This is a genomic window from Shimia sp. R11_0 (genome assembly GCF_017744035.1).
In the GTDB taxonomy this organism is placed as follows: domain Bacteria; phylum Pseudomonadota; class Alphaproteobacteria; order Rhodobacterales; family Rhodobacteraceae; genus Shimia; species Shimia marina.
Genome location: NZ_JAGHQY010000010.1, coordinates 98,407 through 111,975 on the forward strand (window position 1 = coordinate 98,407; position 13,569 = coordinate 111,975).

Annotated in this window: 14 protein-coding genes; 2 read left to right on the forward strand and 12 right to left on the reverse strand. The window is 52.5% G+C overall.

The features are described 5' to 3' along the window. From kdsA to J7382_RS17855, 5 genes are all read right to left on the reverse strand, one after another. Complete coding sequence (kdsA, locus tag J7382_RS17835) at positions 1–822, reverse strand: 3-deoxy-8-phosphooctulonate synthase (protein ID WP_209070344.1); 822 nt, start codon at positions 820–822, stop codon at positions 1–3. Continuing rightward, a complete protein-coding gene (locus J7382_RS17840; protein WP_209070345.1) occupies positions 819–1,601 on the reverse strand; it encodes a 3-deoxy-manno-octulosonate cytidylyltransferase in 783 nt (260 codons plus the stop codon). Before J7382_RS17840 ends, kdsA begins: the two co-directional genes overlap by 4 nt. Before the next feature lie 10 nt (positions 1,602–1,611). Continuing rightward, entirely contained in the window at positions 1,612–2,574 is a 963-nt protein-coding gene (locus J7382_RS17845; protein WP_209070346.1) for a KpsF/GutQ family sugar-phosphate isomerase, read from the reverse strand. A 3-nt stretch (positions 2,575–2,577) separates the two neighbouring features. Next, positions 2,578–3,594 carry a polysaccharide biosynthesis/export family protein gene (locus J7382_RS17850; RefSeq protein WP_209070347.1) on the reverse strand — a complete coding sequence of 339 codons (1,017 nt, stop codon included), beginning with the start codon at positions 3,592–3,594 and terminating at the stop codon, positions 2,578–2,580. A gap of 112 nt (positions 3,595–3,706) precedes the next feature. After that, complete coding sequence (locus J7382_RS17855; protein WP_209070348.1) at positions 3,707–4,969, reverse strand: capsular biosynthesis protein; 1,263 nt, start codon at positions 4,967–4,969, stop codon at positions 3,707–3,709. A gap of 747 nt (positions 4,970–5,716) precedes the next feature. Between J7382_RS17855 and J7382_RS17860 the strand changes: the two genes are divergently transcribed. Next, positions 5,717–6,406 carry a sulfotransferase family 2 domain-containing protein gene (locus J7382_RS17860; protein ID WP_058239367.1) on the forward strand — a complete coding sequence of 230 codons (690 nt, stop codon included), beginning with the start codon at positions 5,717–5,719 and terminating at the stop codon, positions 6,404–6,406. 62 nt (positions 6,407–6,468) lie between these two features. Here the strand turns inward: J7382_RS17860 and bfr are convergent, their stop codons facing one another. The 4 genes from bfr to J7382_RS17880 form a co-directional block, all read right to left on the reverse strand. Beyond that, positions 6,469–6,954 carry a bacterioferritin gene (gene bfr / locus J7382_RS17865; RefSeq protein ID WP_058239368.1) on the reverse strand — a complete coding sequence of 162 codons (486 nt, stop codon included), beginning with the start codon at positions 6,952–6,954 and terminating at the stop codon, positions 6,469–6,471. After that, complete coding sequence (locus J7382_RS17870) at positions 6,929–7,195, reverse strand: (2Fe-2S)-binding protein (protein WP_209070349.1); 267 nt, start codon at positions 7,193–7,195, stop codon at positions 6,929–6,931. The genes bfr and J7382_RS17870 overlap by 26 nt, the downstream gene beginning before the upstream one ends. Before the next feature lie 14 nt (positions 7,196–7,209). After that, positions 7,210–7,365, reverse strand: a complete 156-nt coding sequence (gene hemP, locus J7382_RS17875) for a hemin uptake protein HemP (protein ID WP_083498985.1) — start codon at positions 7,363–7,365, stop codon at positions 7,210–7,212. 407 nt (positions 7,366–7,772) lie between these two features. Further along, positions 7,773–9,743: a TonB-dependent receptor gene (locus J7382_RS17880; protein WP_209070350.1), complete on the reverse strand. Its 1,971-nt coding sequence runs from the start codon at positions 9,741–9,743 to the stop codon at positions 7,773–7,775. Positions 9,744–9,905: 162 nt separating this feature from the next. Between J7382_RS17880 and J7382_RS17885 the strand changes: the two genes are divergently transcribed. Continuing rightward, positions 9,906–10,847 (forward strand): AraC family transcriptional regulator, encoded by a 942-nt coding sequence (locus tag J7382_RS17885; protein ID WP_209070351.1) that lies wholly within the window; start codon positions 9,906–9,908, stop codon positions 10,845–10,847. A gap of 74 nt (positions 10,848–10,921) precedes the next feature. On the opposite strand, the gene J7382_RS17890 is transcribed toward J7382_RS17885, so the two are convergent. Genes J7382_RS17890 through J7382_RS17900 form a run of 3 tightly spaced genes read right to left on the reverse strand, consistent with a single transcriptional unit; the run spans position 10,922 to position 13,567 of the window. Beyond that, complete coding sequence (locus J7382_RS17890) at positions 10,922–11,674, reverse strand: ATP-binding cassette domain-containing protein (protein ID WP_209070352.1); 753 nt, start codon at positions 11,672–11,674, stop codon at positions 10,922–10,924. Continuing rightward, positions 11,671–12,615 carry an iron chelate uptake ABC transporter family permease subunit gene (locus J7382_RS17895; RefSeq protein WP_209070353.1) on the reverse strand — a complete coding sequence of 315 codons (945 nt, stop codon included), beginning with the start codon at positions 12,613–12,615 and terminating at the stop codon, positions 11,671–11,673. The genes J7382_RS17890 and J7382_RS17895 overlap by 4 nt, the downstream gene beginning before the upstream one ends. Then, positions 12,605–13,567: an iron chelate uptake ABC transporter family permease subunit gene (locus J7382_RS17900; protein ID WP_209070380.1), complete on the reverse strand. Its 963-nt coding sequence runs from the start codon at positions 13,565–13,567 to the stop codon at positions 12,605–12,607. The genes J7382_RS17895 and J7382_RS17900 overlap by 11 nt, the downstream gene beginning before the upstream one ends. Positions 13,568–13,569 lie beyond the last annotated feature (2 nt).

The following is a 13,569-nucleotide window of genomic DNA, read 5'->3' on the forward strand; positions in this document are numbered from 1 at the left end:
TTAATTTACAGCGTCTTGAATACGGACAAGGGTTTTGAGCAGCTCCTCAAGCTCGCTCAGAGGCACCATGTTGGGGCCGTCAGAGGGCGCGTTGTCTGGATCTTCATGGGCTTCGATGAAGAGGCCATTGATCCCAACTGCGACTGCCGCGCGTGCCAGTGCGGGTACAAAACGGCGCTCCCCGCCGGATGTGGTGCCTTGCCCCCCGGGTTGTTGCACGGAATGAGTTGCATCAAACACAACAGGGCAGCCGGTTTCGGCCATGATTGGCAAACCGCGGAAGTCCGATACCAGCGTGTTGTAGCCAAACGACGTGCCGCGGTCGCAAAGCATCACGCGCTTGTTGCCGGTGGATTTCAGTTTCTCTGCGACATTGCCCATGTCCCAGGGCGCTAGGAACTGACCTTTTTTCACGTTAATGGCCGCTCCGGTGTTCCCTGCCGCCAGCAGGAGGTCTGTTTGGCGGCACAGAAAGGCTGGGATTTGTAAGACGTCCACAACCTCGGCTACTGTCGCACATTGCGTTGCATCATGAACGTCTGTCAGAAGGCCACAGTTGAAGGTTTTACCCACGGTTTCAAGAATGCGCAGCCCTTCTTCGAGGCCCACGCCTCGCGCGGTTTTGTATGAGGAGCGGTTGGCCTTATCAAAGCTGGATTTATAGATGAACGGCACGCCAGCGCGTTCCGAAATCTTGGCAATGTGCTCTGCCGTATAGAGAGCATGGTCCAGGCTTTCGATCTGGCAAGGGCCGATGATTGCAAAGAAGGGATTTGAACCGCCAACAGGGATGCCAGCAATGTCAAAGGTTGAGGGGGTCATAGATGTTCTTCCATACGCTGTACATCGATCGGATTGTTGAGTTCCCAGAACAGCTGCCCGTGGCTGTCGACTGGAACGCATAGGATCGTGTTTCGGTTCTCCAAAAAACGAAGCTGCTCAAGGCCTTCGAGGCTTTCAAGCGGCCCGCGCGTGAGGGTCGGGTAGTTCAAGAGGGCTGAGGGGCGATAGGCGTAGAGCCCAACGTGGTGATAGACGGAGCTATGCGGAGATTGGACTTTGTCTGCATCCGCGTAGGGCACCACCTCTTTTGAGAAGTAGAGCGCGGTTTTGTCGGTTGCGAAGACCGCAGTGGTGCCGCCGACGCGCCCTTCTTTGCGATCTTGCACGAAATGCGCGTAGGTTTCCGCATCGCATTGCAGAACGGGGGTTGCGACATCCACATCGCTGCGCGTGGCCATTGCGGCGATCAGATCTTCTACAAACCATGCCGGTGTCATTGGGGCATCGCCCTGAAAATTCACGACCAGATCGAACGATTGGCCGAGGTTTTGATAGGCTTCAGCGCAGCGTTCCGTTCCGTTTTCGCAGCTTTCTGACGTCATGATGACCTCTGCACCAAAGGTCTGTGCATGATCACGAATGCGATCATCATCGGTGGTGACAAAAACCGCTTCAACGTCTGAGACGGCGCAGGCCCGTTCCCAACTGCGCTGGACCAAGGTTTTAGATGTGCCGTCTTTGCCTGTGAGTGCGACAAGAGGTTTGCCTGGATAGCGCGTTGAGGCATAGCGGGCTGGAATGAGGATGCAGGTTTTCATCGTGCTGGCCTCAAGAGATACAGTCGTGGATGTGCAGGTAGCCCTCTACATTGGCGCCCGAGGTGCCCACGATACAGGAGGTGATGCCACGTTGCGACATATGCTCTGCGGCCTCTGTGGCTGTCAGATCCTTGGAAATGTACACAGGCGATGCGGTCGCAATTTCGCGAATATGACTGGTCGCGGGCTTTTCGAAGTTGCGACGCACATCCCCATCTGTTGCAATGCCGAGCACATCGTTGCCTTCGCAGATGATCACGCTGCCAACCGATTTTTCAGCCATAACCAGCAGTGACTCCATGATTGTGGCATCAGGATTGACCAGAGGCATGTCTGCGCCTTTGCGCATGACGTCGGATACCAAGCTGATACGTGCGCCGAGTTTGCCGCCGGGATGCCAGCGGCGGAAATCTTCCGGTGCGATGCCCAGACGGAAGCTCACGCCTACGGCAATCGCATCGCCGATCGCCAAGCACAGGGTGGTGCTTGTTGTCGGAGCCAGACCATTCATGCAGGCTTCTTGCGTTTTGCCGTAGCAGATCGTCACATCTGAGAAATTCGCCAAAGTGCTTTTGCAGTTGGAGGTCATGGAGATCACGGGAAGATTGTACGCACGGCAATAGAGCATCAAATCGGACAGCTCAGTTGTTTCGCCGGAGTTGGACAAAATCATCACGGTGGAGTCTTTTTGAATGATGCCGAGATCGCCATGACTGGCCTCAGAGGCATGCAGAAATGCGGCCGGTTTCCCAAGCGATCTCAAGGTCGCAGCAATTTTTTGGCCAATGTGCCCACTCTTGCCGACCCCGGAGACAATGACCGGACCTGCGTTTCTCAAGATGAGATCAATGGCTTCGACGATGGCGTCATCTTGCGTCGTAGCAAAGTGCAGGAGCGCATTGCCCTCTTTGCGCAGAACATCATTGGTGATTTGTGAGAGCGACTTTTCGTGCAGGCGTTTATCGTATTTCATGGTTTACTCAGATGCGATGACGTTGACAGATGCGGCGTTGCCGAGGAGTGGGTTGACGATCATGGACAGGAATTTCGACAGTTCAGCAGCTGGCGCTGTGGCGACGTAGAGAACGTCGTTGTCCTGAATTTCGAAGCCGCGCGCCCAGAAGAAGGCGGACGGGGATGACATATCTATGCGGTAGATCGCCGGTGTGGTTTTGGATTGGGTGTGTTTTTGACCCGCAGAGGCAAGACGGTTGCTGCTTTCAAAACGGAACAGAAACACGCTTTTGTTGTTTGCGGTGATCCCATTGAGACCGCCCGCACGCGCCAGTGCCTGTTCCAACGTCACAGTCTCCGCCGGAAATTCGACTTGGCCGGAGGTGCGAACGGCACCAAATGTGGTGTATGTGCGGGGCAGGTGGCTCAGTTCGAGCACATCCCCCGGGCGGATCGGAACATTGTTGCGCGGATCTGCAAAAACATCTGAAAGCATCAGCTCGTATGTCTTGCCGTTTCGCAGCAGGGAGATCCGGGTTTCATGTTTTGGCGTGTGGGTGCCACCGGCAACGGAGATCGCATCCAAGAGTTCCAGCTCTCCTGATTGTAGTGGATACTGCCCCGGTCTGGACACACCGCCTGTAATGGATACGGAGTTCGCAGGCGATGATTTGATATTGACTTGGATTTGAGGGTCGCTTGCTTTGCCGCTCAGTTCATCCAAGATGCGCGCGCGGATTTGCTTTTCGCTCAAGCCGGTGACGCCAATGTCGCCAGCATAGGGGACAAAAATGTCCCCGTCGCGAGACACCGTGGCAGCAATGATGTTGGAATCTTCCCCAGAGGCGGAAAACAACCCGTCGGGATGCGCTTCCCAGATGCGAATGGCAATTGCATCGCCAACGCGTGCAAGGACGGATGGCTTTGTGCTCGTGACGTTCAATCTTGAGTAGACCGAAGATGCCGGTGCGGTACCGAGTTTGGCGACAACATTTTGATCGATGTTGACCAAAGAAATCGGGCTTGCCGTGTTTTCCACAAAGCCGGTTTCTGTATCAAACGCTCGGTTGTGCGGCCCTTCAGATGGAAGCGTCGAACATGCGGTCAATGTTGTGCCAAGCAATAGGCAGGCGGCGGCGTAAGACCAGCGCTCAGTCCCCAACCAATTCCGGAACGCGTGCAGATTCGAGAATTTTCTTAGCTGAGTGAAGGACGGCTTGCTTCCGTCCATTCGCAGCGTAGAAGTCGCCTGGCACAAGAGAATTCTCCTCTATTTTGTGCAGGAACGCTTGTCGCACTTCAGCGGGCGCTGTGAATCCTGCCGTCCAGAATCGGTCGATGTCTTCATTTGATTGGTAAAGGGAGACCAGTTGAGAATGGGTAAAGATGGATTGCCCAAACACTAAAACAGGCACACCGTGGTGCAGCGCACTGAGGCCCGATGTGGAATTGATGGTCAGCATGCCGGAAGTGTGCCCCATCAACTCAGCGATCGAGCCTTCGTGCACAACTTTGACGCGATCTTGAATGCCGTGCTTACGTGCGGTTTTGTTGATCAACTCTTGGTCATTTGAGTGCCCGCGTGCCATTGGATGTATCTTGAAAACCAATTGCGCAGTGGCGGGAGCGTGCCGAGCAAAGGAGCCGATCGAGCGTTCCACCAGTTTTGGTGTGTTCCATCCTTTGGCCGCCTTGAGGATGTTTGCATCGGAGGGGACCTGCAAAGCGACAACAAAAATGTTACCAGAGTGCTTTTGCGTTAGAGACCTGAGGACAGCGTGATGCCTTGGCCCGATCACATATTTTCGAAAGACGTTTCGACTCCAATGAAAGGCTTCCGAGGTCAGAGGGAGTTCCCGGTGGAAATATTCGCGCTGTCTCCGATTGGCGAACAGACCTCTGCGCAAATAGACGTTGAAACCGTACCAGACCATGGGCCAAAACCCTTTAAAATTTGTGCCTTTTCGGCGAGACGTTTGGCTCCGGTCCAGTTCTGAAAGATCCCATTTGGCAATCGGGGAAGACGCGTTGTTGCCTCCAAACTCACATGTGATGAAGCCGGGGCGTATATAGCCCTCTTCAAAACACACGACAGGGGTGTTGGTCAGGTCTGCGATGTGACGCGCGATCTTGTGTGCGGGCCGTTCTGAACCAAAAAGGACTACGACATCGATGCCGGTCTTAAGGATTTGAGTAAGCTCTTTTTGAAAACCGGTAAGGTCAGATACCGCAGCAACAGCACAGGACCTGGCCGTATAGGCGCTGTCATGTGGTCCAAAAACCATATGCTGAACTTCGGCGCCCTGGTTTTCCAGCTCCAGCGCAAGTTCCTTAAAGAAAGGTCCCACTGGTCCCTGCAGCAAGAGAAGCCGGGGGGGCTTTACAGCCCATGTTGCAGCGTTGAATTCTTTCACTTTTGCAGTCTTTTCTTCTGAACCGAGTCAACGAATTGCGCAAATCTAGGGCACGCCAGCTTACCTGCTGACGAGGTATGATTTGCTTCCGTGCCAAACGATTTGAGCGGAGAGCGAGGATGCGCCACTGAACGAGGCGACACCTGTTTTAGGGGTGAGTCACAATAATTTTCGGTTAAGGGTGCACTTGCAGCGCGGCCCTTATCTCGCCCGCTTGGGAGGGAGAACAATTGCGCGACCTTTGCATGCTAGCAATCACATGGTGGCAGAAGCTTTATTGTTTATAGATGCTTACGATGGATTGTTGGGTGGGGGTGAGCCACTACAGCGCAAGATGCGCAAAACTTAAACGTGTTCGAAAACGTAGAAAAAGTATGCAGTTTAGGTAAATTTAGAGCTGTTTTATTTGGAGAATTGGGCCTGGCGTTGGGCAGTCTTGATGGCAAAGCCATTGAAATTAAAAAGCTTTAGCTATTGGTGAATGCATGTTTAAGATTTTTCTCTAAATTGAAGTCATTTTTTCCGGGCAATTTCGCAAGAATCTGGTTGGGTAAACGTGTTGGTTAAGATTGATCCATAACTTGTGGGCAACGACGATCAAAACAAGTGCGTCCAGACGTAGGCACTGCCTCATAATGGACGCTTCTAGCTTGGCTTGGTCCTGTAAAATTATCTGCCAATGCGGATTTGGCTTTGTGTAAGATCGCACTTCGTTGGAGCCGCTTCATCTCGCTGGGAAAATGTCGAATGACTCAAATCGTTCATCTGAAAAAACAAAAGGTTGTCTATTTTGCGATACCAAAGTCCGGCAACACCTCGGTCAAAACATTTCTGGCGCCCTTTGTGACCAGTGAGGCCAAGGAGGCTTATCGAAATATCCATCAAGAGGTAACTTGGCCGTATATCAAGCATCAGGAATTTCTGAAGCTCAATACGTCTGGCTACCTGACCTTCACGGTGGTTCGAAACCCCTGGGAAAGAGTGTTCTCGGTATACAGAGATAAAATTTCCAGACGCCTGCATGGTCCGCTAGAGAAAGCAGGACTTTCCAAAGATACGACGCTCCTCGAGTTTGTGCGCTTTATAGATCAACACAAAGACCGCGATCTCGATGTGCATCTACGTGAACAATCCTGGTTTATCTACCGTGACGGTAAGCTGCTGCCTCGGCATGTCTTTGACATTTCTGAGATGGGAAAGGCGCAGGCGCTGTTTCAAGCACATGTCCCGGAGGCCCAGAGAAAAATCGAGAAGGTGAACGTGAACAAAGTTGTGTCTGACAACATAGGCGACTTTCTGAGCCCCGATCCGCTGCGCGCTGAGGTTGAACTTCGCGAATTCAATGAAATTGTTGCTCAGAGATTTTCCCGCGACGTTCGTCTCTTTGACTATGTGACGCCCTATACAGATGTCACACGGTCGAAAATGGCAGGTTAACGTCGCTCGCGTATACAAGATCGGGGCCGATGGATAAGCGGCCCCGATCAAAAAAACTGAGGTTACTCTGCTTCGTCCATCTTGGCAGCATTGAGCTGTGCGTAGTTCTCGGCGCCGAGACGATCATACAGCTCCAGTTGCGTCTCGAGGAAGTCGATATGCCCTTCCTCATCCGCAAGTAGATCTTCAAAAAGCTTCATGGACACAAAATCGCCTGCGTCATGACAGCATTTGCGTGCTTCCATGTAGAGAGCGCGTGCGCTTTCCTCCGCAGCCAAATCGCATTCAAGCGTCTCTTTGGGGGTTTGGCCAATACGCAATGGGTCGAGCTTTTGAAGGTTGGGGTGTCCACCTAAAAAAATGATGCGCTCAATCAGCTTATCGGCATGCTCCATTTCTTCAATGGATTCTTCCCGACTTTTCTTGGCCATATGCACCAAACCCCAGTCTTCCTGAAGTCGGTAATGTAGCCAATATTGACTGACGGCAGTTAGCTCATGTCTGAGAGATTTGTTAAGGTACTCAATGACCTGTGGATCGCCTTTCAATGGGTGTCTCCTCACTCTGTTGCTTGCGCAGGTTCTGTAATTGCGCTGGCACAGGGAGGTTAGCATTTTTGCGCATCGTGTCGAGAAACAACGGTACGCAGCCGCCGCAGTCAGCGGCTTTGCCAAGGGCGTGATAGATTTTTCCAGGCGTAATCAACACTGCGGGATCAGACGCTCGCATCCAATCGACCGCAGCGTGGATTTCATGATCTGTAATGTTTGTGCAATGGCAAACGATCATTTCCCGGCCCTTTTTTACTTGGTCAAAATCAACTTTCCTTGGCGGGTTATCCTCAAAGTGTATTCCGCTTCATCAAGCCGGATGCGTGCCAGATTGCCACCATTGGTAAGCTCCTCTGCGACATGCACAGGAGGCTCATTGGAAGAGGGTGAGGAAGGGCGATCTGTCATTGTGGTGTCCGTTTTGGTTGCTGTCACACCCTTCTTGCTTGTCGTGAGCGCGGTTTCCCGAAGGGTGATTCTGACTCGTTCTATCTATGCGGCCGGAAAGGATGAGATTTATCTGATTTAAATAGTCAGATATGTCAATCAGAGTTTTTTTGTCGACTTCGCCGCGCGCAAATTTTCTCAAAAGGAAGTGCTCAGCCTTGATCAGGATTATCTGGTGAAAAAGGATCCTGGCCGCATCAAAGTTGTTCGTTTGCGGTGAGTAGCGTGTCTTTCGACGCTTGATCCGCTGTACACTTAGAATGCGTTTCTTTTGGCGGGGCACCAGATCTTTGCAGAGCGCTTGTGTCCATCTGGTCGTTGGAGAACGCTCACCGTTGGTGAGCGTTCATTTTGGTATGGCTTTGGTTTTAGAACGAGAGGGTCGCCGTTATTGCAAGGGTTCGTCCCGGCTCATTTAACGGGATCGGGCGTCCTGCGCTGTCCCCGGCTGAGTCGTTTGTGCGGGCAACATAGGTTTCATCAAACAAGTTGCGCACGTCAAACCTTACACGGAAGTTCTCCATGCTAGGTGGGATGTATTCGGCATAGGCATTGAAGACGGAGTAACTCTCCATGTTTGCATCACTGTATTTAGGAGCAATTTCAGCGGTCCCGCCAATGGTCCACTCCTTCCGGGGGTGCCACGCTGTTTCGAGCGCAACAAGATGACCCAATGGCCGTCCACGATAGTATGCTGTCGATGAAATCGTATCGCCCTGTTCTGAGACATCAGCATAAGTATAGTTCATCCGAGCAAACCCTGTGTCCCAGACATAGGCCAATGAGCCGTCCAGACCCTGTGTCTTGATGTCCGTGAGTGCCCCTCGGGCTCCACGGCTAGGCAAAACTGCCGCGAGATCGTTGATCTCTGTATAGAACACTGCGCCACTTGCGACCCAGGCCCCTCTTTCAAAGCGCGCTCCGAGGCGGGCACTGTTGCTGCGAGCGGGTTTGAACCCTGAATATTCCCATGGAGCGCCAAAGGGCTGATCTTCGAATAGGTTGATGATCATGGCCTCACCAAGGGCGAAACCGCCAAAGGTTGAGGCAATACCTGCGTTGAGGCTCCAAGACTCCGTGAGAATGTAATCCACAGAGGCATTGGCGCTGATGCCTGTTTCAGAGAAGGTTGATCCATCCGCACCCTCAAAGTCCTGAATGTCGATGCGTGCGCCATAGGATAGTGAGGTGCGCGCGGAGAGGTCTTGACGAGCTTGGGCAAAAAGACCGACGTTTCGGTTTGTTTCTTTCCCTCCGTATGGGCCCGTGCTGCCCTCCGCAGATTCGTCAAAAAAGTCGAGCCCGGCCGACAATGTGCCGTTGCCGAGTTGGAAGGTATTCTTGAATGTTCCGCTCAAGCTTGTGTTTTTGCCTGTACCGCTGCCCGCAGTGATCTCTTGTTCATTGTAGGCGAGTTGAACGAAGGGGGTGAACCACCCTTGGGCGTCCTCGATTGTATAAGTCGCAGAGTAGGACGTACGCCGAGCCTCTGCTGGCAAAAGAACGCTGTTTAAGCCATTCAACCCGCCGAAATCTGGACGAATGAAAAACAGCGGTCCGGGACCTTGCTGCCCCAAGCGGTCTCCTGTGTCTTTGGTTTCAGAAGCTGTGAAAGAGAGGCGGTGTCCACCTTTCGTGGTATAGGCGACCTTCGCCATCACATCTGTGATGTCGGCACCTGTTCCCAAAATGCTATTCCCATTCCCATCCGCGTAGTCGGAACCGTTTTGGCTGGCTCCGTGCAGGAGGTATTCAAAGCCTCCGGTTTGGCCATAGAGAGACAGTGTCGAGCGCAAGCCAAAGCCATTGTCGCCTCCCGAAATGGAGATTCGGCCTCCAAAATTTTTGTCCGCGTCAAGCAGGTCACTTGGGTCTTTCGTCGTGTATGAAAGCGTGCCGCCAAGGCCTCCGGGGCCGATATCTGCTGGGGCAAGTCCTGATGAAACCTCGACAGCTTTTAGTAGGCCGGGGTCGATCAGCACGTTGCCCGTATGGTGGAATGCCGATTTGTTTTGCCGCGCTCCATCAATCGTTACGTTGAGAAGACTTTCCTCGATACCATTTACGAAGACTTTCTTGGCAATAGCAGGTCCACCACTGGCGTTGATAGCAGACTCTCCATCAAAAACATCTTGTATGCTCGCAGGGTTTCGGCGCTCAATTTCCTCTTCGGATATTGTTAGATTGCCTAAAGCTTCCTGCGCTGCGTCTTGCTCAATCCTGATTTCTCCAAGATTGAAGTCATCTTCTATATCCTGAGCGAAAGCTGTCTGGGAAAACAGCGGCGTCACGAGCGCGGTCCCCGCAAGCAGAAGTGCACGCATCGGCATCGATGTCATGGTATTGCCCCTTTTATGTTGACTATTTAACTCGGATTAATAGACTCCTGTCTGTTTCCATGCCAGTCGGCGGCCTTTGCACAACAGCCAAAACTCTTTGGCAAATGTTCAAGTTTGATGTCGGGCGAGCTCCTCGGAATGTTTTGCAAGAAGAGCCTTGAGATGCAGCACGCGAGAAGAGCAACGGTCAATGGTGTTGAAGTGGCCGACAAACTTGAGTGGTTTCGACGTGTCGACAGGCCTGCGGCACAAGTGTTTGATGGGTTGGTAACTGCCGTCGAGTTTCAAGATGGGTTTGGGTTACACACCTTGAACGCGAAAGCGATTGGTGAGTTTGAAACCCAAACGGAACGTGTTCCCTGTGCTGTGTTGCACTGCTTTCTGGAAGGTAGCACGCAAGCATGGCTGTCGGGTCAGCCGATGGAATTGGGGCGCACAGGAATACTTCCTGTGAAGATGGTTTTGACTTCGACCGAAGAACCATTGAGCTTCGTAAGGCGGTCTGTCCCGGGGGAGTATGTACGGAAGGTGAGCGTGCAGCTCTCCAAGTCGTGGTTGGATTCTAATGGTTTGAAATTGCCTAATACAGGATATCTCATGAATGGTGTTCTGCAGCGATTAGAATGGACCGCAGGTTTGCAAGATATTGGGTTGTTGGAGAAGTTAGCAGGCAGTCGTGGCTTTGGGCGACCTTTTGAACGTTTGAAAACGGAGGCTGCCGCTCTTGAGCTGGTGGCCAGCGCATTTGAGCATCTCGCGGATCAAGGTTTTGAGGCCGCTTTGACGCAGCGTGAGATGGCTCAATTACTTCGAATTGAGGAGTTGGCTCGCGAACCTGGACCCATGCCTGATTTGGCTGCGTTTGCACAGGTTGGCGGGGTTAGCCTTTCTACCTTGAGGCGTTTGATCCGCAAGGCCAGAGGGTGCGCGCCGCTTGCGCATTTACGACGTCTGCGATTGGAGGTTGCACATGATGCGCTGTGCGACGGACGTATTACAGTTGCTCAAGCCGCAGACATGGCTGGATTTTCCAGCCCTGAAAACTTTGCAACAGCCTTTCGGAGAGCATTCGCTCTATCCCCTTCAGAGGTTCGTAAAAGCTAGTCGCGTATAGGCGCAGGTGCCAAGTCTGTTGCAAGACGAGCAAGGCAACAGTGTACACGCCCTATAAAGAGGTTTCAGGGCAGAACCACCGGTGTGTCATCCACCAGTGCCACGCGCGCGTCGGTGCCGAAAACGTCTTTAAGCAACGTTTCGGTTATCAAGTTGGTTGGTCGACCCTCTTGAGCCACCGTCCCATTCTGCATGACCAGTAGATGATCCGCGTATTGTGCTGCAAAGTTAATGTCGTGGAGTACGATGACAATTGTTTTGCCACGATGATCTGCGAGGTTTTTCAGCAGGGTCATCAGGTTGCGGGCAGCGGCTATGTCCAAATTGTTGAGCGGTTCATCAAGCAGCAGATAATCCGTATCCTGCGCATAAGTCATAGCCACATGCGCTTTGTGTCGTTGACCTCCGGAAAGCGTGTCTAAAAACCTGTCTTCCAAATCTGTTAGACCGAAAACTTCCAAGGCCTGCGCGACGATTTTTCTGTCGCTTTCCGTAACGCGTCCCTGACTATGGGGATACCGCCCAAAAGTCACCATATCGCGTACTGTCAGGCGTGTTGCGAAATGCACCTGTTGCGGCAGGATGGCCAAACGTTTTGCAAGTGTGCGTTCGTCACATTTGCCCACTTCAAGATCGTCCACTTCGATCTGGCCCCTTTGAATAGGGAGCAGTCGTGCGATATGCGACAATAGGGTAGATTTTCCTGCGCCATTTGGACCAATCAGCGCCGTCATGCCGCCTTTGGGAATACGAACTGAGATGTCGGTGAGAACTTGGCTGGAGCCGATTGTGTAGTTCAAGTTGTTTATGGAAATCATGACCAGCCCTTTCGGAGCAGCATGGTGAGAAACAGTAGCCCGCCCACAAAATCGATGATGACGGAAAGCGGTGTGGACAGGCCCAAAACGCGTTCGAGAATGGTTTGTCCACCGACCAGAACGATGCCCGATATTGCCGCGGCAAGTGGCAGTAGCGTTGTGTGGCTTTCGTCCGGTGCGACCAATCTGGCAAGAGACGTTACCAACAAGCCCAAGAAGGCAATCGGACCCACAAATGCCGTGCTGACCGAAACGAGCACTGCAATAAGTACAAGCGTTTGTTTTTGACGACGTGCTACGGGCTCACCGAGGCTCGTCGCAATTTCATGACCCAATGCCATAACGTCCATGGATCGGCGCAGCTTCCAGCATCCCAAAAGCGTTGCAGAGGTCAGAACGAGAGCCACGGTAAGGAGGGAAACATTGATGTGATTGAAGCGAGCGAAGGAGTTCACTTGGATTGTGAAAAACTCATTGGGGTCAATCAAGCGCGTCAAAAGTGAGGTGATTGAGCGAAAAAGTACGCCGAAGATAATGCCGGTGAGCACCAGTCTCATGAGATCAGCTCGCTGTTGGCCTAGGAGGGTGCCAAACAACAGCATTGAAGCAGCTATCATCAAAGAGAGATTGATCAAAAAGATCAGTTCAGCCGGAAGCGCATTGTAGCCGACGCTCCCCAGACCAAAGACGGCAATGGTCAGGATGAAGACAAACAGTGCATCAAAGCCCATGATGGAAGGCGTCAAAATGTGATTTCGGGAGATTGTTTGAAAAAGGAGGGTAGACGTGGATACAGCGGTGCCGACTACAAGCAGCGCGAGAAGCTTTCGTCCTCGAAACCACAGGACAAAATCCCAGTTTCCACGTGCGCCTATTGTCATGAACAGAACAGCGCAGAGAAGGAGCAGGCAGAGAGAGACGAGCAGGGCTCTATGTTTCATGTTTTGGCCCTGCGTACAAAAGCCACAAGAACACGACTGATCCGATCACACCTAAAATAGTGCCTACTGGAATTTCAAACGGATAGCGCACAACGCGTCCGATGATATCGGCTGACAAAACGAGTGCGCCACCGGCCAGAGCTGTTACTGGCAGGGTGGCACGTAAGTTGTCGCCAAACCTCCGGCTGACGATATTGGGTACCACGAGACCCACAAAGGGGATGGCGCCAATTGTGATGACAGTCAGTGCAGATACGATGGCGATGATGATAAGGCCAAGTGTCATGACTTGTTCGTAGTTGAGGCCGAGGTTTACGCTTGCATCGCGCCCAAGCCCGACGATAGCGAACTGATCTGCAATCAGATATGCTAATGCGGCTACAATGCCCGCGATCCAAAGCAGTTCGTAGCGCCCTCTGAGAACTCCGCTAAAGTCGCCATTGAGCCAAATATCGATGAACTGAAGCATATCGTTCTGAAATGCAACAAACGTCACACCTGCGCCGAGGATCCCGCCAAATATCATTCCAACCAGTGGCACTAAGAGCGGTTGTGTCGGAGGAAGGCTGCGCACAATTGTCAGAAATAACGCGCTGGTTGCGAGCGCGGTCATAGTTGCGATCGACATTTGGACAATGATGGGCGCGGATGGCCAAAACACTGTGGCGGCCAATACGCCCAATGCAGCACCTTGCCCTGTTCCGGTTGTCATCGGTTCGACAAATCTGTTCCTGACGAGCATTTGCATAATCAGGCCGCAGACGGATAAAGACGCTCCCACAATTAAGGCAGCGACCGTTCGTGGGAAGCGACTGTCCAGTAACAACTTCAGCGCGTCTGTGTCTTTCCAAACTTCTGAAGGCGTCATGGAGATTACGCCGACAAACAGAGACGTGACGGCCAGAACGATTGTCCCAGCCGCCAGGGCCAAAATTGCTAGTTTGCTTGGCAACG

Coding starts and splice junctions, on each gene's coding strand:
- kdsA (WP_209070344.1), bottom strand. CDS start 822: ATGACCCCCTCAACCTTTGACATTGCTGGCATCCCTGTTGGCGGTTCA.
- J7382_RS17840 (WP_209070345.1), bottom strand. CDS start 1,601: ATGAAAACCTGCATCCTCATTCCAGCCCGCTATGCCTCAACGCGCTAT.
- J7382_RS17845 (WP_209070346.1), bottom strand. CDS start 2,574: ATGAAATACGATAAACGCCTGCACGAAAAGTCGCTCTCACAAATCACC.
- J7382_RS17860 (WP_058239367.1), top strand. CDS start 5,717: ATGACTCAAATCGTTCATCTGAAAAAACAAAAGGTTGTCTATTTTGCG.
- J7382_RS17870 (WP_209070349.1), bottom strand. CDS start 7,195: ATGATCGTTTGCCATTGCACAAACATTACAGATCATGAAATCCACGCT.
- hemP (WP_083498985.1), bottom strand. CDS start 7,365: ATGACAGATCGCCCTTCCTCACCCTCTTCCAATGAGCCTCCTGTGCAT.
- J7382_RS17880 (WP_209070350.1), bottom strand. CDS start 9,743: ATGACATCGATGCCGATGCGTGCACTTCTGCTTGCGGGGACCGCGCTC.
- J7382_RS17885 (WP_209070351.1), top strand. CDS start 9,906: ATGCAGCACGCGAGAAGAGCAACGGTCAATGGTGTTGAAGTGGCCGAC.
- J7382_RS17890 (WP_209070352.1), bottom strand. CDS start 11,674: ATGATTTCCATAAACAACTTGAACTACACAATCGGCTCCAGCCAAGTT.
- J7382_RS17895 (WP_209070353.1), bottom strand. CDS start 12,615: ATGAAACATAGAGCCCTGCTCGTCTCTCTCTGCCTGCTCCTTCTCTGC.